14 protein-coding genes and 2 pseudogenes are annotated in these 25,362 nt (G+C 29.5%); 13 read left to right on the top strand and 3 right to left on the bottom strand.

All coding sequences use genetic code 11. From position 1 onward, the window contains the following. Nucleotides 1-358: 358 nt before the first annotated feature. The 3 genes from KVH43_RS03335 to KVH43_RS03325 all read left to right on the top strand — a co-directional run bounded on the left by KVH43_RS03335 (nucleotide 359) and on the right by KVH43_RS03325 (nucleotide 3,080). A complete protein-coding gene (locus tag KVH43_RS03335; RefSeq protein WP_218283462.1) occupies nucleotides 359-1,339 on the top strand; it encodes an Rpn family recombination-promoting nuclease/putative transposase in 981 nt (326 codons plus the stop codon). 62 nt (nucleotides 1,340-1,401) lie between these two features. Continuing rightward, nucleotides 1,402-1,599 (top strand): hypothetical protein, encoded by a 198-nt coding sequence (locus KVH43_RS03330; RefSeq protein ID WP_218283458.1) that lies wholly within the window; start codon nucleotides 1,402-1,404, stop codon nucleotides 1,597-1,599. A 488-nt stretch (nucleotides 1,600-2,087) separates the two neighbouring features. Next, a complete protein-coding gene (locus KVH43_RS03325) occupies nucleotides 2,088-3,080 on the top strand; it encodes an Rpn family recombination-promoting nuclease/putative transposase (protein WP_218283461.1) in 993 nt (330 codons plus the stop codon). Nucleotides 3,081-3,237: 157 nt separating this feature from the next. On the opposite strand, the pseudogene KVH43_RS13210 reads toward KVH43_RS03325, so the two are convergent. Then, a pseudogene (locus KVH43_RS13210) lies at nucleotides 3,238-3,399 on the bottom strand (spermidine/putrescine ABC transporter ATP-binding protein); the annotation flags it as partial. A gap of 477 nt (nucleotides 3,400-3,876) precedes the next feature. On the opposite strand from KVH43_RS13210, the gene KVH43_RS03320 reads away from it, so the two are divergent. The 4 genes from KVH43_RS03320 to KVH43_RS03305 all read left to right on the top strand — a co-directional run bounded on the left by KVH43_RS03320 (nucleotide 3,877) and on the right by KVH43_RS03305 (nucleotide 8,108). Next, nucleotides 3,877-4,881 (top strand): Rpn family recombination-promoting nuclease/putative transposase, encoded by a 1,005-nt coding sequence (locus tag KVH43_RS03320; protein WP_218283460.1) that lies wholly within the window; start codon nucleotides 3,877-3,879, stop codon nucleotides 4,879-4,881. Nucleotides 4,882-5,410: 529 nt separating this feature from the next. Further along, entirely contained in the window at nucleotides 5,411-6,391 is a 981-nt protein-coding gene (locus KVH43_RS03315) for an Rpn family recombination-promoting nuclease/putative transposase (protein WP_218283459.1), read from the top strand. A gap of 62 nt (nucleotides 6,392-6,453) precedes the next feature. Then, nucleotides 6,454-6,651, top strand: a complete 198-nt coding sequence (locus tag KVH43_RS03310) for a hypothetical protein (RefSeq protein ID WP_218283458.1) — start codon at nucleotides 6,454-6,456, stop codon at nucleotides 6,649-6,651. Nucleotides 6,652-7,139: 488 nt separating this feature from the next. Further along, nucleotides 7,140-8,108: an Rpn family recombination-promoting nuclease/putative transposase gene (locus KVH43_RS03305; RefSeq protein ID WP_218283457.1), complete on the top strand. Its 969-nt coding sequence runs from the start codon at nucleotides 7,140-7,142 to the stop codon at nucleotides 8,106-8,108. Between the two features lie 170 nt (nucleotides 8,109-8,278). On the opposite strand, the pseudogene KVH43_RS13200 reads toward KVH43_RS03305, so the two are convergent. Further along, nucleotides 8,279-8,428, bottom strand: a pseudogene (locus KVH43_RS13200) (spermidine/putrescine ABC transporter ATP-binding protein); the annotation flags it as partial. Nucleotides 8,429-8,827: 399 nt separating this feature from the next. On the opposite strand from KVH43_RS13200, the gene KVH43_RS03300 reads away from it, so the two are divergent. The 3 genes from KVH43_RS03300 to KVH43_RS03290 all read left to right on the top strand — a co-directional run bounded on the left by KVH43_RS03300 (nucleotide 8,828) and on the right by KVH43_RS03290 (nucleotide 13,089). Further along, complete coding sequence (locus tag KVH43_RS03300) at nucleotides 8,828-9,832, top strand: Rpn family recombination-promoting nuclease/putative transposase (protein WP_218283456.1); 1,005 nt, start codon at nucleotides 8,828-8,830, stop codon at nucleotides 9,830-9,832. Nucleotides 9,833-10,632: 800 nt separating this feature from the next. Continuing rightward, on the top strand, nucleotides 10,633-11,583 hold the full coding sequence (locus tag KVH43_RS03295) for an Rpn family recombination-promoting nuclease/putative transposase (protein WP_218283455.1): 951 nt from the start codon (nucleotides 10,633-10,635) through the stop codon (nucleotides 11,581-11,583). Between the two features lie 345 nt (nucleotides 11,584-11,928). After that, nucleotides 11,929-13,089, top strand: coding sequence for an S-layer homology domain-containing protein (locus KVH43_RS03290; protein WP_218283454.1), 1,161 nt, complete (start codon nucleotides 11,929-11,931; stop codon nucleotides 13,087-13,089). A 102-nt stretch (nucleotides 13,090-13,191) separates the two neighbouring features. Here KVH43_RS03290 and KVH43_RS03285 read toward each other — a convergent pair whose 3' ends face one another. Beyond that, on the bottom strand, nucleotides 13,192-14,292 hold the full coding sequence (locus tag KVH43_RS03285) for a stalk domain-containing protein (protein WP_218283453.1): 1,101 nt from the start codon (nucleotides 14,290-14,292) through the stop codon (nucleotides 13,192-13,194). Nucleotides 14,293-14,505: 213 nt separating this feature from the next. Here KVH43_RS03285 and KVH43_RS03280 point away from each other — a divergent pair, with 213 nt between their 5' ends. Genes KVH43_RS03280 through KVH43_RS03270 form a run of 3 tightly spaced genes read left to right on the top strand, consistent with a single transcriptional unit; the run spans nucleotide 14,506 to nucleotide 25,311 of the window. Further along, nucleotides 14,506-17,211 (top strand): IPT/TIG domain-containing protein, encoded by a 2,706-nt coding sequence (locus tag KVH43_RS03280; RefSeq protein ID WP_218283452.1) that lies wholly within the window; start codon nucleotides 14,506-14,508, stop codon nucleotides 17,209-17,211. Nucleotides 17,212-17,245: 34 nt separating this feature from the next. After that, nucleotides 17,246-23,632 (top strand): IPT/TIG domain-containing protein, encoded by a 6,387-nt coding sequence (locus tag KVH43_RS03275; RefSeq protein WP_218283451.1) that lies wholly within the window; start codon nucleotides 17,246-17,248, stop codon nucleotides 23,630-23,632. 5 nt (nucleotides 23,633-23,637) lie between these two features. Continuing rightward, nucleotides 23,638-25,311 carry a S1 domain-containing protein gene (locus KVH43_RS03270; RefSeq protein WP_255547801.1) on the top strand — a complete coding sequence of 558 codons (1,674 nt, stop codon included), beginning with the start codon at nucleotides 23,638-23,640 and terminating at the stop codon, nucleotides 25,309-25,311. The last annotated feature ends 51 nt before the right edge of the window (nucleotides 25,312-25,362 follow it).

Below are 25,362 nucleotides of genomic sequence, written 5' to 3'. Positions count from 1 at the left end.
TACGGCAAGTTGAGTTTTATAGTTTAATGCAGAAAAAGGTTCATCAAGGAGTAGGAATTCAGGTTGCTGACAAACCATTGAAAATTTTTAGTGGTTTGTCTTTTTTAAATATAAAATACACTTTTTGTGTTTATGCTTTGATACTAACATCATATTGTTAGCAACAGAGGAAGTTGCTTCAATAATTAGCAAAAAAACTGGCTTTTATACTAATATCATATTGTCAGCAGCTTCTATTGTAGTAGAGGTGTTTATTTTATGGTATAGATTTATAAAAAAGTGTATTAAATATTAAGAAGAAAACTGCGATAGGTATTGTAATAATATGATATAATGAAAATAAAAAGATGGTGTAAAAATGAAGGATAAAATCAAGCATGAACATGATATAGGATATAAGGAAATTCTTTCGCATAAGAAAACTTTTCTTGAATTTTTAAGAAGCTTTGTGAAGAAGGAATGGGTAAAATTAATAAAAGAAGACAATTTGATTTTAATAGATAAAGAATTTATATTGAAAGATTTTAAACAAGAAGAAGCAGATGTTGTTTATAAGGTAAATATAGATGGAAAAGATATCATCTTTTATGTATTATTAGAATTACAATCAAAAGTAGATTATAGAATGCCTATAAGACTACTCATGTATATGACGGAAATATGGAGAGAAGAACTAAATAATACAGAAGACAAAGTAAAAAAAAGAAAAGATTATAGATTACCAGCGATTGTACCAATTGTTTTATATAATGGAAAAAACAAATGGACAGCAGTAAGAAATTTTAAAGAAGTTTTGAACGGATATGAGTTATTTGAAGAAAATATTATAGATTTTCGATATATGCTTTTTGATGTAAACAGAATGAAGGAAGAGGAACTGTTAGAGATTGCGAACCTAGTAAGTTCAATATTTTTACTAGATCAAGATGTAGCAATAGAAGAAATACTAAAAAGACTAAAGCTAATAGGCAGAATTCTTGGGAAAAAAGGAACAAAAGAGCAAATACAAGTGTTTAATAGATGGATAATAAATATATTCAAAAATAGATTTGATGAGAAAATAGGAGAACATATATATAAGGCATTAGAAGAAACTAATCATATGGAGGTGGAGAAAATGATTAGCAATCTAGGAAGAAAGATTGAGGAAGAATTCAAGCTTAGAGAAGAAAAAGGGATACAAAAAGGAATGCAAGAAGGTATGAAAAAAGGGCAAATACAAGAACGTAGAGGGATTGCAAAAAATTTATTATTAATGGGAATAGATATACCTACTATTATTAAAGCAACAGGATTAACTAATGATGATATAAAAAAAATCAAATCAGAAATGAATTAAGATTGATGATAAAAATTTTGCTTAGTGCTTAAGAAGAAACTAATCATATGGAGGTGGAGAAAATGATTAGCAATCTAGGAAGAAAGATTGAAGAAGAATTCAAGCTTAGAGAAGAAAAAGGGATACAAAAAGGGCAAATACAAGAGCGTAGAGGGATTGCAAAAAATTTATTATTAATGGGAATAGATATACCTACTATTATTAAAGCAACAGGATTAACTAATGATGATATAAAAAAAATAAAATCAGAAATGAACTAAGATTGATGATAAAAATTTTGTTTAGAATGAAAATATAGAATAAGTTGTAAAGATATACTTTAAATAAGTATTATACAAAAAATAAAAATCCGAGGATGATTTACCATTATATGTCCTTGGATTATTTTTATGTATTCAATTTGTATGTCTTTTAGGAGACATTGCTTTTGCTATGTTGTGGGTTACCAAAATAGCTGTTTTTTCTTTTTTTGAGCATAATTCTAATGATGTCAGTTACGGCAAGTTGAGTTTTATAGTTTAATGCAGAAAAAGGTTCATCAAGGAGTAGGAATTCAGGTTGAATAGCCAATGTTCTAGATCTATGTCAATGCTTTTATACTAACATCATATTGTCAGCAGCTTCTATTGTAGTAGAGGTGTTTATTTTATGGTATAGATTTATAAAAAAGTGTATTAAATATTAAGAAGAAAACTGCAATAGGGATTGTAATAATATGATATAATGAAAATAAAAAGATGGTGTAAAAATGAAGGATAAAATCAAGCATGAACATGATATAGGATATAAGGAAATTCTTTCGCATAAGAAAACTTTTCTTGAATTTTTAAGGAGCTTTGTGAAGAAGGAATGGGTAAAATTAATAGAAGAAGATAATTTGATTTTAATAGATAAAGAATTTATATTGAAAGATTTTAAACAGGAAGAAGCAGATGTTGTTTATAAGGTAAATATAGATGGAAAAGATATCATCTTTTATGTATTATTAGAATTACAATCAAAAGTAGATTATAGAATGCCTATAAGACTACTCATGTATATGACGGAAATATGGAGAGAAGAACTAAATAATACAGAAGATAAAGTGAAAAAAAGAAAAGATTATAGATTACCAGCGATTGTACCAATTGTTTTATATAATGGAAAAAACAAATGGACAGCAGTAAGAAATTTTAAAGAAGTTTTGAATGGATATGAGTTATTTGAAGAAAATATTATAGATTTTCGATATATGCTTTTTGATGTAAACAGAATGAAGGAAGAGGAACTGTTAGAGATTGCGAACCTAGTAAGTTCAATATTTTTACTAGATCAAGATGTAGCAATAGAAGAAATACTAAAAAGACTAAAGCTAATAGGTAGAATTCTTGGGAAAAAAGGAACAAAAGAGCAAATACAAGTGTTTAATAGATGGATAATAAATATATTCAAAAATAGATTTGATGAAAAAATAGGAGAACATATATATAAGGCATTAGAAGAAACTAATCATATGGAGGTGGAGAAAATGATTAGCAATCTAGGAAGAAAGATTGAAGAAGAATTCAAGCTTAGAGAAGAAAAAGGGATACAAAAAGGAATGCAAGAAGGGATACAAAAAGGTATGAAAAAAGGGCAAATACAAGAGCGTAGAGGGATTGCAAAAAATTTATTATTAATGGGAATAGATATACCTACTATTATTAAAGCAACAGGATTAACTAATGATGATATAAAAAAAATCAAATCAGAAATGAACTAAGATTGATGATAAAAATTTTTGTTTAGAATGAAAAAATAGAATAAGTTGTAAAGATATACTTTAAATAAGTATTATACAAAAAATAAAAATCCGAGGATGATTTACTATTATATGTCCTTGGATTATTTTTATGTATTTAATTTGTATGTTTTTTAGGAGACATTGCTTCTGCTATGTTGTGGGTTACCAAAATAGCTGTTTTTTTCTTTTTTTTGAGCATACTTCTAATGTTGTCAGCTACGGCAAGTTGAGTTTTATAGTTTAATGCAGAAAAAGGTTCATCAAGGAGTAGTAATTCAGGTTGAATAGCCAATGTTCTAGATCTATGTCAATATCCTAGACACAAAAAGTGGGTATTAAGTAGAAATTTTTTCAAATTCATTCATCTGGGGTAATTGGAGTATACTATTTTAAATAGTAGCTGAGGTTGTGCTATATTTGCTTTCGAGATCTTTCAAGGTGCTATCAGTTGTATTGTATAGTTATACTATCATTTTTTAATCTAGATCATATCTTTTATCTACAGGACACGTCCTTTCAGATATATTTATTATATCTCACTTTTTGTGTTAATGCTTTTATACTAACATCATATTGTTAGCAACAGAGGAAGTTGCTTCAATAATTAGCAAAAAATTTCTTTTATACTAATATCATATTGTCAGCAGCTTCTATTGTAGTAGAGGTGTTTATTTTATGGTATAGATTTATAAAAAAGTGTATTAAATATTAAGAAGAAAACTGCAATAGGGATTGTAATAATATGATATAATGAAAATAAAAAGATGGTGTAAAAATGAAGGATAAAATCAAGCATGAACATGATATAGGATATAAGGAAATTCTTTCGCATAAGAAAACTTTTCTTGAATTTTTAAGGAGCTTTGTGAAGAAGGAATGGGTAAAATTAATAGAAGAAGATAATTTGATTTTAATAGATAAAGAATTTATATTGAAAGATTTTAAACAGGAAGAAGCAGATGTTGTTTATAAGGTAAATATAGATGGAAAAGATATCATCTTTTATGTATTATTAGAATTACAATCAAAAGTAGATTATAGAATGCCTATAAGACTACTCATGTATATGACGGAAATATGGAGAGAAGAACTAAATAATACAGAAGACAAAGTTAAAAAAAGAAAAGATTATAGATTACCAGCGATTGTACCAATTGTTTTATATAATGGAAAAAACAAATGGACAGCAGTAAGAAATTTTAAAGAAGTTTTGAACGGATATGAGTTATTTGAAGAAAATATTATAGATTTTCGATATATGCTTTTTGATGTAAACAGAATGAAGGAAGAGGAACTGTTAGAGATTGCGAATCTAGTAAGTTCAATATTTTTACTAGATCAAGATGTAGCAATAGAAGAAATACTAAAAAGACTAAAGCTAATAGGCAGAATTCTTGGGAAAAAAGGAACAAAAGAGCAAATACAAGTGTTTAATAGATGGATAATGAATATATTCAAAAATAGATTTGATGAGAAAATAGGAGAACATATATATAAGGCATTAGAAGAAACTAATCATATGGAGGTGGAGAAAATGATTAGCAATCTAGGAAGAAAGATTGAAGAAGAATTCAAGCTTAGAGAAGAAAAAGGGATACAAAAAGGAATGCAAGAAGGTATACAAAAAGGAATGCAAGAAGGTATGAAAAAAGGGCAAATACAAGAACGTAGAGGGATTGCAAAAAATTTATTATTAATGGGAATAGATATACCTACTATTATTAAAGCAACAGGATTAACTAATGATGATATAAAAAAAATAAAATCAGAAATGAATTAAGATTGATGATAAAAATTTTTGTTTAGAATGAAAAAATAGAATAAGTTGTAAAGATATACTTTAAATAAGTATTATACAAAAAATAAAAATCCGAGGATGATTTACTATTATATGTCCTTGGATTATTTTTATGTATTCAATTTGTATGTCTTTTAGGAGATATTGCTTCTGCTATGTTGTGGGTTACCTAAACAGCTGTTTTTTTCTTTTTTTGAGCATAATTCTGATGATGTCAGCTACGGCAAGTTGAGTTTTATAGTTTAATGCAGAAAAAGGTTCATCAAGGAGTAGTAATTCAGGTTGCTGACAAACCATTGAAAATTTTTAGCGGTTTGTCTTTTTTTAATATAAAATACACTTTTTGTGTTCATGCATTTATACTAACATCATATTGTCAGCAGCTTCTATTGTAGTAGAGGTGTTTATTTTATGGTATAGATTTATAAAAAAGTGTATTAAATATTAAGAAGAAAACTGCGATAGGTATTGTAATAATATGATATAATGAAAATAAAAAGATGGTGTAAAAATGAAGGATAAAATCAAGCATGAACATGATATAGGATATAAGGAAATTCTTTCGCATAAGAAAACTTTTCTTGAATTTTTAAGGAGCTTTGTGAAGAAGGAATGGGTAAAATTAATAGAAGAAGACAATTTGATTTTAATAGATAAAGAATTTATATTGAAAGATTTTAAACAAGAAGAAGCAGATGTTGTTTATAAGGTAAATATAGATGGAAAAGATATCATCTTTTATGTATTATTAGAATTACAATCAAAAGTAGATTATAGAATGCCTATAAGACTACTCATGTATATGACGGAAATATGGAGAGAAGAACTAAATAATACAGAAGACAAAGTAAAAAAAAGAAAAGATTATAGATTACCAGCGATTGTACCAATTGTTTTATATAATGGAAAAAACAAATGGACAGCAGTAAGAAATTTTAAAGAAGTTTTGAACGGATATGAGTTATTTGAAGAAAATATTATAGATTTTCGCTATATGCTTTTTGATGTAAATAGAATGAAGGAAGAGGAACTGTTAGAGATTGCGAATCTAGTAAGTTCAATATTTTTACTAGATCAAGATGTAGCAATAGAAGAAATACTAAAAAGACTAAAGCTAATAGGCAGAATTCTTGGGAAAAAAGGAACAAAAGAGCAAATACAAGTGTTTAATAGATGGATAATGAATATATTCAAAAATAGATTTGATGAGAAAATAGGAGAACATATATATAAGGCATTAGAAGAAACTAATCATATGGAGGTGGAGAAAATGATTAGCAATCTAGGAAGAAAGATTGAGGAAGAATTCAAGCTTAGAGAAGAAAAAGGGATACAAAAAGGAATGCAAGAAGGTATGAAAAAAGGGCAAATACAAGAACGTAGAGGGATTGCAAAAAATTTATTATTAATGGGAATAGATATACCTACTATTATTAAAGCAACAGGATTAACTAATGATGATATAAAAAAAATCAAATCAGAAATGAATTAAGATTGATGATAAAAATTTTGCTTAGTGCTTAAGAAGAAACTAATCATATGGAGGTGGAGAAAATGATTAGCAATCTAGGAAGAAAGATTGAAGAAGAATTCAAGCTTAGAGAAGAAAAAGGGATACAAAAAGGGCAAATACAAGAGCGTAGAGGGATTGCAAAAAATTTATTATTAATGGGAATAGATATACCTACTATTATTAAAGCAACAGGATTAACTAATGATGATATAAAAAAAATAAAATCAGAAATGAACTAAGATTGATGATAAAAATTTTGTTTAGAATGAAAATATAGAATAAGTTGTAAAGATATACTTTAAATAAGTATTATACAAAAAATAAAAATCCGAGGATGATTTACCATTATATGTCCTTGGATTATTTTTATGTATTCAATTTGTATGTCTTTTAGGAGACATTGCTTTTGCTATGTTGTGGGTTACCAAAATAGCTGTTTTTTCTTTTTTTGAGCATAATTCTAATGATGTCAGTTACGGCAAGTTGAGTTTTATAGTTTAATGCAGAAAAAGGTTCATCAAGGAGTAGGAATTCAGGTTGAATAGCCAATGTTCTAGATCTATGTCAATGCTTTTATACTAACATCATATTGTCAGCAGCTTCTATTGTAGTAGAGGTGTTTATTTTATGGTATAGATTTATAAAAAAGTGTATTAAATATTAAGAAGAAAACTGCAATAGGGATTGTAATAATATGATATAATGAAAATAAAAAGATGGTGTAAAAATGAAGGATAAAATCAAGCATGAACATGATATAGGATATAAGGAAATTCTTTCGCATAAGAAAACTTTTCTTGAATTTTTAAGGAGCTTTGTGAAGAAGGAATGGGTAAAATTAATAGAAGAAGATAATTTGATTTTAATAGATAAAGAATTTATATTGAAAGATTTTAAACAGGAAGAAGCAGATGTTGTTTATAAGGTAAATATAGATGGAAAAGATATCATCTTTTATGTATTATTAGAATTACAATCAAAAGTAGATTATAGAATGCCTATAAGACTACTCATGTATATGACGGAAATATGGAGAGAAGAACTAAATAATACAGAAGATAAAGTTAAAAAAAGAAAAGATTATAGATTGCCAGCGATTGTACCCATTGTTTTATATAATGGAAAAAACAAATGGACAGCAGTAAGAAATTTTAAAGAAGTTTTGAATGGATATGAGTTATTTGAAGAAAATATTATAGATTTTCGATATATGCTTTTTGATGTAAATAGAATGAAGGAAGAGGAACTGTTAGAGATTGCGAACCTAGTAAGTTCAATATTTTTACTAGATCAAGATGTAGCAATAGAAGAAATACTAAAAAGACTAAAGCTAATAGGCAGAATTCTTGGAAAAAAAGGAACAAAAGAGCAAATACAAGTGTTTAATAGATGGATAATAAATATATTCAAAAATAGATTTGATGAGAAAATAGGAGAACATATATATAAGGCATTAGAAGAAACTAATCATATGGAGGTGGAGAAAATGATTAGCAATCTAGGAAGAAAGATTGAAGAAGAATTCAAGCTTAGAGAAGAAAAAGGGATACAAAAAGGTATGAAAAAAGGGCAAATACAAGAGCGTAGAGGGATTGCAAAAAATTTATTATTAATGGGAATAGATATACCTACTATTATTAAAGCAACAGGATTAACTAATGATGATATAAAAAAAATAAAATCAGAAATGAACTAAGATTGATGATAAAAATTTTTGTTTAGAATGAAAAAATAGAATAAGTTGTAAAGATATACTTTAAATAAGTATTATACAAAAAAATAAAAATCTGAGGATGATTTACTATTATATGTCCTTGGATTATTTTTATGTATTCAATTTATCTGTCTTTTAGGAGACATTGCTTATGCTATGTTGTGGGTTACCAAAATAGCTGTTTTTTTCTTTTTTTTGAGCATACTTCTAATGTTGTCAGCTACGGCAAGTTGAGTTTTATAGTTTAATGCAGAAAAAGGTTCATCAAGGAGTAGTAATTCAGGTTGAATAGCCAATGTTCTAGATCTATGTCAATATCCTAGACACAAAAAGTGGGTATTAAGTAGAAATTTTTTCAAATTCATTCATCTGGGGTAATTGGAGTATACTATTTTAAATAGTAGCTGAGGTTGTGCTATATTTGCTTTCGAGATCTTTCAAGGTGCTATCAGTTGTATTGTATAGTTATACTATCATTTTTTAATCTAGATCATATCTTTTATCTACAGGACACGTCCTTTCAGATATATTTATTATATCTCACTTTTTGTGTTAATGCTTTTATACTAACATCATATTGTCAGCAGCTTCTATTGTAGTTATGGTATAGATTTATAAAAAAGTGTATTAAATATTAAGAAGAAAACTGCGATAGGGATTGTAATAATATGATATAATGAAAATAAAAAGATGGTGTAAAAATGAAGGATAAAATCAAGCATGAACATGATATAGGATATAAGGAAATTCTTTCGCATAAGAAAACTTTTCTTGAATTTTTAAGAAGCTTTGTGAAGAAGGAATGGGTAAAATTAATAGAAGAAGACAATTTGATTTTAATAGATAAAGAATTTATATTGAAAGATTTTAAACAGGAAGAAGCAGATGTTGTTTATAAGGTAAATATAGATGGAAAAGATATCATCTTTTATGTATTATTAGAATTACAATCAAAAGTAGATTATAGAATGCCTATAAGACTACTCATGTATATGACGGAAATATGGAGAGAAGAACTAAATAATACAGAAGACAAAGTAAAAAAAAGAAAAGATTATAGATTACCAGCGATTGTACCAATTGTTTTATATAATGGAAAAAACAAATGGACAGCAGTAAGAAATTTTAAAGAAGTTTTGAACGGATATGAGTTATTTGAAGAAAATATTATAGATTTTCGATATATGCTTTTTGATGTAAACAGAATGAAGGAAGAGGAACTGTTAGAGATTGCGAACCTAGTAAGTTCAATATTTTTACTAGATCAAGATGTAGCAATAGAAGAAATACTAAAAAGACTAAAGCTAATAGGTAGAATTCTTGGGAAAAAAGGAACAAAAGAGCAAATACAAGTGTTTAATAGATGGATAATAAATATATTCAAAAATAGATTTGATGAAAAAATAGGAGAACATATATATAAGGCATTAGAAGAAACTAATCATATGGAGGTGGAGAAAATGATTAGCAATCTAGGAAGAAAGATTGAAGAAGAATTCAAGCTTAGAGAAGAAAAAGGGATACAAAAAGGAATGCAAGAAGGTATACAAAAAGGAATGCAAGAAGGTATGAAAAAAGGGCAAATACAAGAACGTAGAGGGATTGCAAAAAATTTATTATTAATGGGAATAGATATACCTACTATTATTAAAGCAACAGGATTAACTAATGATGATATAAAAAAAATAAAATCAGAAATGAATTAAGATTGATGATAAAAATTTTTGTTTAGAATGAAAAAATAGAATAAGTTGTAAAGATATACTTTAAATAAGTATTATACAAAAAATAAAAATCCGAGGATGATTTACTATTATATGTCCTTGGATTATTTTTATGTATTCAATTTGTATGTCTTTTAGGAGATATTGCTTCTGCTATGTTGTGGGTTACCTAAACAGCTGTTTTTTTCTTTTTTTGAGCATAATTCTGATGATGTCAGCTACGGCAAGTTGAGTTTTATAGTTTAATGCAGAAAAAGGTTCATCAAGGAGTAGGAATTCAGGTTGAATAGCCAATGTTCTAGATCTATGTCAATATCCTAGACACAAAAAGTGGGTATTAAGTAGAAATTTTTTCAAATTCATTCATCTGGGGTAATTGGAGTATACTATTTTAAATAGTAGCTGAGGTTATGCTATATTTGCTTTCGAGATTTTTCAAGGTGCTATCAGTTGTATTGTATAGTTATACTATCATTTTTTAAATCTAGATCATATCTTTTATCTACAGGACACGTCCTTTCAGATATATTTATTATATCTCACTTTTTGTGTTCATGCATTTATACTAACATCATATTGTTAGCAACAGAGGAAGTCGCTTCAATAATTAGCAAAAAAAAACTGGCTTTTATACTAATATCATATTGTCAGTAGCTTCTATTGTAGTATAGGTGTTTATTTTATGGTATAGATTTATAAAAAAGTGTATTAAATATTAAGAAGAAAACTGCGATAGGTATTGTAATAATATGATATAATGAAAATAAAAAGATGGTGTAAAAATGAAGGATAAAATCAAGCATGAACATGATATAGGATATAAGGAAATTCTTTCGCATAAGAAAACTTTTCTTGAATTTTTAAGAAGCTTTGTGAAGAAGGAATGGGTAAAATTAATAGAAGAAGACAATTTGATTTTAATAGATAAAGAATTTATATTGAAAGATTTTAAACAGGAAGAAGCAGATGTTGTTTATAAGGTAAATATAGATGGAAAAGATATCATCTTTTATGTATTATTAGAATTACAATCAAAAGTAGATTATAGAATGCCTATAAGACTACTCATGTATATGACGGAAATATGGAGAGAAGAACTAAATAATACAGAAGACAAAGTGAAAAAAAGAAAAGATTATAGATTACCAGCGATTGTACCAATTGTTTTATATAATGGAAAAAACAAATGGACAGCAGTAAGAAATTTTAAAGAAGTTTTAAATGGATATGAGTTATTTGAAGAAAATATTATAGATTTTCGATATATGCTTTTTGATGTAAATAGAATGAAGGAAGAGGAACTGTTAGAGATTGCGAACCTAGTAAGTTCAATATTTTTACTAGATCAAGATGTAGCAATAGAAGAAATACTAAAGAGATTAAAGCTAATAGGCAGAATTCTTGGGAAAAAAGGAACAAAAGAGCAAATACAAGTGTTTAATAGATGGATAATAAATATATTCAAAAATAGATTTGATGAGAAAATAGGAGAACATATATATAAGGCATTAGAAGAAACTAATCATATGGAGGTGGAGAAAATGATTAGCAATCTAGGAAGAAAGATTGAAGAAGAATTCAAGCTTAGAGAAGAAAAAGGGATACAAAAAGGGCAAATACAAGAACGTAGAGGGATTGCAAAAAATTTATTATTAATGGGAATAGATATACCTACTATTATTAAAGCAACAGGATTAACTAATGATGATATAAAAAAATCAAATCAGAGATGAACTAAGATTGATGATAAAAATTTTTGTTTAGAATGAAAAAATAGAATAAGTTGTAAAGATATACTTTAAATAAGTATTATACAAAAAATAAAAATCCGAGGATGATTTACTATTATATGTCCTTGGATTATTTTTATGTATTCAATTTGTATGTTTTTTAGAAGACATTGCATTTGTTATATCATGTGTTACTCAGAAATCCTACGCATTCATGCGTGTGGAGTGTCAATTCTATAAAATTAGATATCCACAAAACAAGAATTTAAAAGGCATATAAAAAAGTTAGATATAAAAATGATTGAAGGTTTATATTGATTTTGACGATACATACAAAGGGGTGATGTAATGAAACAAAAATTTTTTTTAATTTCTATTATTATGACACTATTATTAACGCCACTACTTAGTACATATGATATTAGTTATGGTTTAGGACAGCCCTTTGACGGGATAGACAATTATCAAGCTTTATATGAAAATAGTTCCTTTACAGATATAAAGACTCACTGGGCAAGAAAGTCTATCATAAAAATGGGTGCTTTATCTGTCATAAGAGGAATGGGAAATCACAGGTTTTATCCAAATCATGCAGTTACAAAGGAAGAAGCACTTATTTTAATTGTAAGACTTATGGGACTTGAGAAGCAAGCACAGATAATTGGTGAAAAATTGATGAAGGAAATGGATACAGGGGCATATAGATTAAAAGTTCCTCAAGATGATTGGCTAGAGGGTTACATAAAAGTAGCTCAGAGTAAGAATATCATTACAAGAGCAGAAGCAAAAAAAATATTAGAGCTAACAGATGAACAAAAAGATAAAATCGAAGAAAAGCTTGCACAGAAAATGCTTGTCTATGATCAAAATCAAAATCTTACAAACGAGCAGATTGAAAATATAGAAAAGAGTATAAGAAAAAATCTAGAAAGAAGCTATACATGGGGACAAGCTGCAAATCGAGAAGAAATAGCGCTATGGGTTGGAAGGATGCTGAAAATAACACCAATCAATGGAGATATCCAACAAAGGATTTATACAATGAAGGATTGGAAAAGCATAAAAACGACATCTATTCCCATCATTGAAGCAATTCTTCAAAAAGGGATTATGACAAAAAACAGCAAAGGATATTTTAGACCAAAGGATACTGTAACAAGAGGGCAGATGGCAATAATACTTGATAAAGCCTCAGAAGAAATATTAAAGGTGAGAGGCTATAAAATATTATCAGGAACTGTTGAAGATATAGAAAAGTATGTTGCATCTGAAAAAGATAGTATTACAGCAGAGCTTTATGGAGTTGAAAATATTATATTTACTATACATAATGATGATGGTAGTTATATTGAAATAACTTCCCAAAAATCAACAAATAAGACTTTGAATAAAGGCTTTTTAGTATATAAATATGGTGCTTTAGGATTACCCAAAGACATACAAGCTGGTGATTATATAAAATATTTTATCAATGATAAAGGAAAAGTTGTATTTGTAGAGGTAGAATAAAAATCTCCTTTCTGGTTTGAAGAATATTATTAATTCTTGCCAGAAAGGAGAAATTATTTTCACTTAAGCACAGATTTATTTACACTCCCGCTTTAGTCATCATTAATATTCCCAATCATAAGTATTTTTAATTTCATTATCACCATCATCGTAAGTATATTTTGCTAAATCATCATCATCCTTGTCATATACATATACTTTAATATCTTTATTATAGTCTTTATCGATTCTTCCACATATGTCTTCTATAAAGTCTCTAAAATCACTTTTATCTCGATTTTTCCATATAGAATCTTTGCGATCAAAATCACTATATATTTTTACTCTGATTTCATCACTATATTCTGTTAAATCATATCTATCAAAACGCATAGTTTTTCCATTGTTTGTATGATCATCAAAATGACGTTCAAGATCATCTTCTAAATCGTCAAGATCATCAGAACTGCTAGATCCATAAACATATTCTTCAGAGAGTCTATCACGACTTACATCATAAGTATATTCTGCTGTTTTGTCATTATCCTCGTCATAGACAATAACTTCAATATCATCATTATATTCTCTATCAATTCTTTCACATATTTTTTCTATAAAATCTTCAAAATCTGATTTGTCTCGATCCTTCCAATGTCTAGAAGTACGATCAAAGTCACCATACATGCATACTCTGATCTTATCGTTAGACAGCTGACTTACATCATAATTATCAAAGTTTAATGTTCTACCATTATTGCGATGATAATCATAATCGTCTTCGAGCTTCTTTTCTAAATCGTTAAGACTCTTACGTGTGCTACTGCTAGTAGTTCTATTGTCTCTTAATATATCTAGTTCAACTTTTTTCTGACTCAATTGAAATTTTAAGTTGGCGATTTCTATATTCTTTTGATCCAATTCATGCTGTAGAGTGTTGATGCTAAAGCGATTATTGTCATTAGAAGATAAATTCATTGTCTTATTTTTATCATCCCATTGAATGCCAAACCCCATATTATTTGCAATATCATTGATTGAAACATAAACCTGACCATTATAGATGAAAGGTCTGCTGTAAAAACCAAGTGGTTTTCCGTCAAGGTTAATGTGAATATCATAAAACCAAGCAGTGATTTTTTCACTGTATCCAGCAGCAGTCCCTAAAACAGTACCAACAACAAACACCAATACTAATGCTAAGGATAATACATTTTTTTTCTTCATAACAATACCTCCAAACCTTTCCATATACTCCCTTTATTCTAACATATCTATAGGATATTTCTCAATAATTTCTTAAATATGGTTAGTATGGACTATATTTATATTTTTAACAAAATTGACATATAAGACATGGGAAATATTTGGTAGAATGATAAATAGGGAAAAAAATAAAGATAAGTAGAAATTTGACCGATAATTTTATTAGTAGAATAGATGAGAGGGGGAAGTGCATCTATAGATGCAAAAATTATGAAGAAATACAGGATATGTTGTTTAGCTTTAACGATAATGTTGATCTTTGTGGGGATACCTATTGAATATGTTCATGCAGAATCGACAGGACCACAGCCCATTAGTTATACTTCAAGTTTAAATGGAACGGATGATATAAGGGATTTGAATAAGACCAAGTTAGATAAGAATGGGAGTATTTATATAAAGTTTTCATCGAATATTTGTTTCAATGATACTAGTGGAATAGGTACTCTTACAAGCAAAATACATATTTTTAAAGCACCAAAAGAATTTACATATGACGTGAGTAGTAACCAATTTACAAATAGCCAATGGATTGAAGTAACTATTGGAGAGGCAAAAATCGACAGTGGCTACAAAGATACACTTCAAATAAAGCTTAGTGAAGAGCTTTCTTTAAGAAATCAATATAAATTAAAAATAGATAAAGGTGCTGTAGCAGATGAACAAGGAAAAGTATTGGCTAATGATATAATAACTACATTTTGGACAAAGTCATTATCAGGAAGTCAAGGGATAATAATTGAAAAAAGTGATATAAAAAATGTGAAAGCACCAAAGTACGGCATGGATAATCCAATGATCCTCCATGTAAATGGAGAAGTAATTCCAAAGGCTATAGAGGAGCAATATGATTCAAATAAGGATAAATTTTATGAAGGATCTATAAAAAATATTAGCTTTTCAGAAATACATGATGCAACTCCAAAAGTAGATATTGAAAAAATAAGACTAGATTATTATCAAGAAGATAACATAAAAAAAACCAAGGTTTTATTATATCCTGTTTATAGAAATACAAGCTCAGGAGATATATTAAAGAATCAGTTAGATAGTGGAAAAGGCTACATATTACGTATTCCTGAAGGAGTATTTGAAACAAGAAGTGGAGAACCTCTTGAAGCTTTTACACAATATTTTTATGTAGATACAGATCCTCAAAGTCCGAGGATAGATTATCTGGAAAATAATCACTTTAAAGTGACGGATTTATATAGTAATGAAGGGGTATTTTCGATCAAGGGAGAAAATTTTCACGATAATATTCAGCAAGTAAAATTAAAGCCGTTTAGTGGGAAAGCATCAAAGGAATTTGCTGTATCATCAAACAACTTTGAATTAAAGGATGCTACCCAAATTGATGTGCATATCAGAGAAGAGCTTCGTACGGAGCTTGCGAAAGAAAGTAATACAGGAGCTTATGCAGTAGAAATTGCTTTTGATGAGACCTCTCTAACAGTAACAGATAAGGTATATGAGACAGTTGTTAGCAGTGTATATGCAACTTATAATGGAACGGATAAAAATGATAAAATTTTTCTATATATAAAATCAAAAGGAAAACCTATAGCCGAAACAGAGCATCCTAAGTCAGAAGACGGAAAGCCGTGGTATGATGAAAAAAGCTTAAAGCATGATGTTGTAGATGATGTTACAAAAGATAAATATTTTGTGAAAGTTATTTTTGATGATTTGGATGGAGAATTAGATTTAACTACAGATATTAGTGATATAAAAAACTGTATTATTCGACCTGCAGGAGGGGTAGGAAATTTAGTAGATAATGGCTTTATCGAAGATATTTTAAATATGTCTGATGAGCAGCAAAAAGCTTATATAGGGAAATACATATTTGTAAAAAGTAATCAGCAGGCAACCTTGTATATTCCTATAAAGCCTCTAAGAGCACAGACTAATTATCAGGTGATTATTCCATCAGGTATTGTACATTATAAAGATACATTAGAAGAAAATGAATCCTTTGAATGGACCTTTACAACAACTGCAATGCCTTTGATAAAGGGAATATCAGTAGGAACTATTCCTGAAGATTATGATGAAGATGAGCCTTTATACATTCATGGAGACTTTTTCAGTACGGATAGCGATAAGATCAAGGTATACTTTGATGATATTAAAGCAGCAAATGTAACAGTGGTTAGTCAATCCGAATTAAAGGTATATCTTCCTTATGGAAGCGATCGATTAGAACCAGGAACCTATGATATCATTGTAGAGAATGATATCAATCACAAAAGAACCGTATATGGATCTTTAGGAGTTGTTAAAGCAGGAGATAAAGAAGATATTCCAAATGAGGAATACAGAATCAAAGGAGATGGGAGAGAAGGAGAAGTTCGAAGCAATCTAAAAGTTAGTGAAGATACTTTGCTTATCTCACCAAGTGATATTAATGAAAGGGAGTTAGAATTTGATTTAGATGAATTGATGGGAGATGATGTACTTGTTCGTAAAATCCAGTATGATGGAGATAAAAGATGTAAAATAGGTATGCTAAAAATAAAGTCAAAATGGGCAGATATTATACTTTACGGTGTAATGCTTGATCCTTATGCAAAAGATGATGAAATTACCATTCGACTTGGAAGGGTAGAACCGTCTGTAGCACAAATGTTAAAGAGGAAGCTTAGAGGGAATGGGGTAGCATCAGATTTTATACAGGTTTCAGGAGAAAATTATAAAATTAAAGATGTAATGCTTCATATACCCCTAAAATATAGTAATGGTAAAAATATTAAGGCTTTAAGATATGATGAAATCACAAGGAACTTTTACGAAATACCATACACAGTTAATTTAATAGATCATAGTGTGGAGCTTGTGTGTGAAGAAAAAGGAATATTTATTGTTGCAAATCATTAGGATTCTATGACGGATAGAAGGTGGTGCAAAAAATATGCAAAAAATATTTAAGAAAATACTGGCTTTATTCATTAGTATGATTATGGTATTTCTCTCTATACCAAATCCTAGCCTTTATGTTTGGGCGGAGGGAGATCCTGTAGTGAATAGCATTGAAGTAAGACAAACCTATGCAGATGGAGAGTATAATGTAACAAAGACTATTATTACTATTTTAGGAGACAACTTAAAAGGTGTTTATATTGGAACGTCAAAAGAAGGTGCTGGATTTGAAGAAGTTAAAAATAAATCAGTAGATTCAGAGGTAGTACAGCAGTTTGAAGTAGGAAATGGAGGAGTAATTCCGAATTCAATCTTAATAGGAAATAAAATAATTCAAATCAAACAAGATGAATTGCCCACTCTTTCAGAGGTTACAAGAAGGATTAAAATAGGAAAAGATCAACTTACTTTAAAAGGTACTAATCTAGATTTAATAAAAAAAGATCATGATGATAATACAGCTGATTCTGATAATCGTATGTATTCAGTGTATTATAAAAGTACTGGAGGAACACAGCAATTAGATTTTCAAAATACTGAAAGTTTTACAGGGGACTCTTCTACACAGACGGTAGTATTTAAAGCAGAAGATATTAAAGGTGATGCAGGAATACAAAATATCATAATTGAAAAGAACTTTCAGGTTGAGGATCCGAAAGTTGCAGGCAATCAGATAAATATTATGATTCAAAAATATTATCCAAAGCAATTTACTTTGGTACATGAAATTGAACCAATATCAGATTTGATAATGAATCCAAATCGTGGTATGACGGGAGATGAAGTGCAGTTTATTGCATCTCATGGATTAGATAGATATGATGTATTTTTCTTAAGAGATCTTACGGATGCTTTTACAAATGATAATAAAGGGACAGATACATCTTTTATTCCTAATCTGAATGGAAAACAAGTATTAAAAACGCATGTTCCAAATGGACTTGAACAAGGAGATTATTATGTAATATTTACAAATCGTATAGAAGACAATCAAGACCCAAATGAAGCAATTGTGAAGCAGTTGGTTATAGGACAAGCTCCTGAATATGATAAATTTACTGTTATTGATTCAGAAAATAAGATTACAATTAAATCGGTCAGTCCTACGGAAGGACCAGATTCAGGAAATACTAAAGTAGAACTTACAGGAAGATATTTTGGAAGTTTAAATATTGATGATTTTAGACCCAATAGTGAAGAGAAAAAAGTCATTACAGTTGATGGAACAAATGAAACTACTATGGAAATTAGTTATGGAACTCAAACTACAAAAAATGTTACTTATGAGAATGAAGAAGGAAATAAAGTTACTGAAGAGAAAACTTCTGTAGGTGAATATGGAGAAAAAAAATATAATGTTGAATCGGCAAAGAGAACAGTAAAAGTAATCATAGGAGCTGTTACGAAGTTTGCGAAAAAACCAAATAGCAGTGAATATGACTATTCTTTTGGAGGTATAGACAGGATATCTGTATATACTCAGCCTATAACAGATGTAGCAACCAATCCTTTAAAAGATGTTGTTATAGAAACAGAAACTGTATTAAAATTAACGGGTTTTCCAAATGATATTGTTATTAAAGACAGAGCTGTGTGGCAGGATGGGAAGTTTAAATTTATATCAAGTACTCCTAAGCCTGAAATAGAAGGGGTTCTACCTGAAAAAATTCAAGTAGAAAAAGATAACAATTCATCTGCTTATATTATATCTAATGAAGAAGATAGAATGATTGCAATTTATGGTGAAAATTTCTTTGTTCATCAATATACTAATGATGCAAATGAAAAGATAACAAGGTATCCTATCGTTGAATTTGAGAATGGCATAAAGCTGAATAAAAATGATATAACTGTTTCTGGGTCTGTTTATGAAAATGGAAATCCAGACTTATATTTTAAAGTATTTAATGCACAAGGAATAGAAGTAGATGGTAGTGAAGGAAATGAAATGGGAACAAAGATTTTAGTTAAAATCCCTAAAGATACAATTGTCAGTGAGATAGGACCATCTTATGTAAAGGTAATAAATCCTGTTCGAAATTCTAATGAAGCAGGGCTTTCAGGACAAAAGCCAAATGCGGTAGAATTTGTGCTACCTTCAGCTACTAAAAAACCTGTTATAGAAGAGGTAAAACCAAATGTTGTAACTGTAGATGGAGGAGAAGTAGTTACGATTATTGGTTCTAATTTTGAAACAGAAGCAAAGGTATTTATAGATGGAAATGAAGTAAAAGGAATAAAAGTACAGGGAGATGGAAAGAAAATTACTTTCACTGCACCACCGGGAAGAGAAGGAAAAACACAGATACAGGTTATGAATTCAGAGGGTGGAATAGATGTTTATCCATTTGAATATGTAAAGACATATACAGATCCAAAGCTTATTGATTTTTCTCCTAAAACAGGGAAAACAGGAACTTTAGTAGTAGTAGAGGGAGATAATTTCTTAAAGCCTGCACCTACTGCAACAAAGGATGATATATATAAATTAATTGGTACGAGGATTTTATTAGAGGGAGAAGATATCAACGAATATAACAAAAATGATAAAAAAGAAATTATACTAAAAGAATATATCGCTCCTAATACATTAAAAATATTAAAAGCAATAGATGGTAAATTAAATGTAGCAGAGTATTATCATAGTGTTATCTTTGAAGATGTAAATGAAAGATTTTATACGCTTGATAAAAATATGAATAAAGAAGTTGTTTTATCTAATGGAGTAGATGAAAAATATATCATAAAGGTTTTAGGAAATGATATCAAAGCAGATAAAGAAGGTGGAGATACCTATACAGTAACAGTGGATACAAATGGAATTACCCTAGTAAATGATAGCGATGGAAATGATAAGCTTGAACTAATCATGAAGACTCCATTTAAAGTAGATGAAAATAATATAATCATTGGAGACAACGTAAAGGTTGTAGATATTAATAAGCTTTACTTTACTGTACCAAAGCTTCCGGGAGATGGATACTACGATGTGACAGTAGTGAATCCAGATACAAAAAAAGACAGTAAAGTAGATAACCAAGGCTTTTATTACTACACACAACCTTCTAGTAGACCTAATATTGAAACAATTGAACCATCTGAAGGTTCAGTAGATGGTGGATATACTATTACTATTAAAGCCAATAAAGAGAAGACAGAAGGAAGAGATTGTTTTATTGATAATGGGACTGAAAAAACAAAAGTATATATTGATGGCATGATGATACCAAAAGAGGATGTAAAAGTAGCGATTGATGGATTATCTATGGAAGTAATTGTTCCAAAATTGAATATTGATATAAAAGAAGTATACAATACGGATAGATTGACAGTAGCTGTAGTTGTTGTAAACCCTGATGGAGGTAGTGCAAGTAAGGAGGATGGCTTTACTTATATTGTTCCGATTTCTCATCCCAAAATTAACAAAATTACACCAGTAAAAGGAACAGCTGCTGGAGGAAATTATGTAGAAATTACAGGGGAAGATTTTAGATTTTATGAGCCTTATGATGATGATAATAGAGATGGAAGCTGGCAATCTGATGAAGATTATCAGAATTTAAATAATTATAGTGTAAAATTAGGGAAAGAAGATGATGGGACTGGTGGACCAGATGATTTTACAAATAAAAATGTAGAAGAATTAAAAAAAGAATATAATAAAGAACAATATAATAAATATGGCAATTATGAGGGGATTGTATTGCCAGTTTTACCAAAAGTGTATTTTGGAAACAAACAGGCAGAGGTTATAGAATTTGGGAATGGTTATTTGAAAGTAATTGCACCTAGAACTCAAGCAGGAACTGTTGATATTTATGTAAAAAACAATGATCTAGGAATTTCTAATAAAGTAACATATACTTATGAAGGTTCAAGCCCTAAAATTACTAGTATCTCGCCTGAAGGAGGTAAAAAACAAGGGGGAGATCGTGTTGAAATTCATGGGCAAGACTTTTATACAAGTGATATAAAGGTTTATTATAAAGAGGGAGGAAGCTATAAAACAAAATCAGTTACTCAAGCTCTTGTAAGATTTGCAAATATTACAAATAAGGATATTCCTAGAGAAGCAGAAAATTCAGGTCGAATTGACAATAGTAGGACAACCGTTAGATTAGATGGTGGACTGACAGTAAACTATGATGGGATAAATGATACATTAAATCTTAATATTGTGGAGAATCAACAAAACTACACAGTAACCCTACCTTATGATGATGAAACGATTTATGTTCCTGTAAGTCTTCTGACTTATACAGACCATGCAGGACAAACCTATTCTTATGTCAATGCTACGAGAGGAGACGAGTGGATTCGTTTTGAGGTTTCTGATAGAAGGCTATTTATAGAAAGAGGATATTCGCCAAAAGTAGAATATGTAAATTCAGGACATATTGTTGTGCATACACCGTCATACTATACAGTAGGGATAGTATCCTTGACTGTAATTAATCCAGATGGTGGAGAAGTATCTAGCAAATTTGAATATAAAAATCCAGATAGTAAACCTAAAATCACAAATATAACTAAAGATGGAAAAAATCCTATTACAGAAACAATAGATGGAAAAGAGATGAAAATTTTACGTATGACTTATAAAGGTGGGAATATGGTTTCTATCTTAGGTTCTGATTTTAGGGAAAATGCGTTTATTCAAATAGGCGAGATTCTTACAATTAATCCGAGTCAGATTACTTATCAGTTGCCTAATAAATTGACTTTTGAAATGCCTGCGGTAGGAGAAGAAAATATAGGAAAATTTTTCAGAGTGATTGTAAGCAATGAAGATTATGGAAATGCTGCATCAGATGAATTGACACCACCTATTTATATTCAATTTACAAAAGGAGAAACAGCACCTTCTATTGAAGAAATCATACCAGATAAAGGACCAGCAAGTGGTGGAAATACTGTAATCATAAGAGGTAAAGACTTTAGAGAGGGACTTTCTGTACTTATTGGAGATACGATTGTTCCTAATGAAGATGTTACATTAATAGACTATAAAACCATAAAAGTAAAGATGCCTCCGCATCAATCTGGAAAGTTTGAAGTAAAAGTAGAAAATCCAGATGGAGAGCTTTCTGAGCCAAGTGGGGAATATACGTACTTAAGTGCACCTACTATCGTTACAGTAGTAGATCCAAATGATCCAGCAGAATCAAGTATAATTAGTAGTATTTCTGTTGAAGGTGGACAAGAAATAAAAATTAAAGGTTCTGGATTTGTAGAAGGCGCACGAGTGGTGTTTGGTCCTGTTATAGAAAAGTCAAATGAAGAAGGAAAAGAAAAAATATATATCAATGGGGAAGAATGGAATTTGATGGAAGGAACTGATGGGACAGAGGTAAAATTTATCGATGAGGGAACTCTTATAGTAAAAACACCAGCAGGAAAGCTAGATAGCATAGGAATTATGGTTATTAATTCTGATGGTGGAGCAACGAAGATTTATGAAGGAATAAAATATGGTCTTCCAGATTTACCAGTACCGACAGAAGTTACAGCAGAACTTTTATATGATCGATATATTAAGGTGAATTGGAATCAAGTAAATGATGCAGAGGAATATGAAATCTATGTAGTAATAGATGATCATGAAAAATATGTAGTTGGCAATACAGAGCTTACTTCCTTTATATATCAAGATTTAGAGCCAAATACAAGATATAAATTTGTTGTAACAGCACTCGGAAAATATGGGAACTCAAAGTATTCTAAAACAAGTAACGGAGTAAGGACAGGAGACCGTGTTGGACCAAAAGATGAAGATGGAGAATTAGGTGAAAATACAACAATTGAAAAGGTTGGAAACAAGGCAAATATTATTATTGGAGAAGATGATTTTGAAAAGGCACTAAATATTGATTTAACAAGAGGAGATTTAGTAGGAGCTAAAGAAATCATCATTAGTATTCCATCATCAGTAGCAGCAAATTATGATGCAAAGGATATAACAATAACAGGACAAGCTTTTAGAGTTAAATTAAACCCAAAAAACTTCTATTCAGGAGCTATAAGAGAAAATAAATATAAAAGAGATTCAGGCATTCGTTTCTCAATAAAACCAGAAGGAAGAGTAGAAAAGGGAATTATAGGGAAAACAGCTCTTTCAAAGCAATATGAATTAAAAGCTTATGTATATGCTGGACAAAACAATACGGAGATGTCTTATCTTCCAGCTTATATTCAGATAGCATTAGATGTTGATAGGGAGAAGGCTGATATAAGAAGAGTAAAATATATTAGTTTAAATGTTTATGATGAAGATGAAAGAAAATGGATACCAATTGCTAATGGTAGTAAAGACAGCTTCTCTATTATGGGAGTTACTGATAAGATTGGTAAATTTGCAGTTCTTGGAAGCAGGAGGTAATAATAATGAAAAAAATCTGGATAATCGTTGCAATGTTATTGCTAACTTCAGTGATCTCCTATGCAGATATAAATGGTCCTTATCGAGATGGACTCATTGAAGGCTATGTAAAAAAGGTACTAGAAAATCAAATACAGATAGAAGAATATGATGGTACAGTACATCTTTTGAATTTAGATAGAAAGGTAAACTTTCAGATTGATGGAAAAAATGTTAGGTTGAAGGATTTTAAACCCGGGATGGAGGTATATGGAGAGCTTAGAGGAAGAAGGCTGAAGTATCTTGAGGGCTATTCTACAGAAAATCTAGGTTATATTCCTCCAGGAGGAAAGGTTCGAACAGGTATTGTAAAGAAAATAGATAGAGATCAAATTATCATTAAAAACCTTATAGGAAAAGAAGAAACTTATTTTACTTCTCCTGCTACCGTTTGTCTAAAGAAAGGGGAAAATGTACCCCTTTCTGTTCTTTATGAGGGAGATCGTGTAAGACTTTATTTTGATGAAGTGGATACGAAGATGATCAGCAGAATGAGTATTGAAGGGGATTCTATTCTTATAAAAAACTTGTATCGTGGAAAGCTTGCAAGAGCAGATCAATTAGAAGATGAAATTGTTCTTGACAAGGTTGAAGTTTTTAGAAATGGAAAGTGGCAAGGATTTAATAATAGTATAGCGATCCCTTATTCATCAGATTTACCTTTATATGTAGGAGGTCAAAGGCTTCATTATAAAAATTTAAAATATTATAGAGGAAAAACTGTTTATATGGCTATAAAAGATTTCTTCGGAACTGATAAAATAGAAAAAATGGTGGTAAAAAGCCAGTATGAAAAAACATATTCTGATAAGATCAAAAGGATAAATTGGTATTCAGATACCTTTGAATTAGCAAATCACAAAAATATGACCTTTTCTGAAGGGACTATGGTCATAAAAAATGGTAGACTTGTAGATAAAGAGTCTATTAATCCTGAATCAGATGCATTTATCGTAGCAGATGGAAGAGGCAGCAATCTTTATGCAGATGTGATAAATATTTATAATGAGGATTTGAATAACTCTAACATCGGTCAAAATTATATATATGCAGGAAGACTTAGCAGAATATTTGAAGACAAGGTTTATTTGAAGGATTTTTATCTTTTAGACCGTCATGAATGGGAGTCTTTTAGAACAAGAGATGAGGATGATGAAAAAGAATTATTCTATGACAATGATACGATTATTTATGATATAGAAAATAAAAAATACATCTTACCAAAGGAATTTTTCGCAGGGGATTATTCAGTAGATGAGGATACAGATGATGATGAACGTATCAAAAATAAGCATCTCAAGGATTGGTATGGATACATCTATACAGATGGAGATAGGATCACTAGTATCATGGTTCAAAAAGATTTAGACTCATTAAGAAGACAGAGAGTTACAACAGGTGTTATAGAAAAAGCTGAAGAGGACAGTTTAGTTGGATGGACAGTTTATTTAAGAGATGCGAAGGACTACAGCTACAGACATGATAAATGGATGGCAAAAAATACGACTATTCGAGTAAATTTAGAAAAAGCTATGATTGTAAAAAACGGAAAAATCATAAACTCATATGAACTACAGCCAGGAAATAGACTATATATTGTAAGAGATGATTTTTACGGAAAAGTTGTTGTTGTAAAATAGTGTTTGTCAGCAATTAAGACGATATTATCTTGATGGATACTTTTCATCAAA

The sequence above is a fragment of the Crassaminicella indica genome, assembly GCF_019203185.1.
GTDB classification, from domain to species: Bacteria; Bacillota; Clostridia; order Peptostreptococcales; family Thermotaleaceae; genus Crassaminicella; species Crassaminicella indica.
Note: the sequence above shows the minus strand (reverse complement) of the source record. Positions and strands in the feature narration are given on the sequence as shown.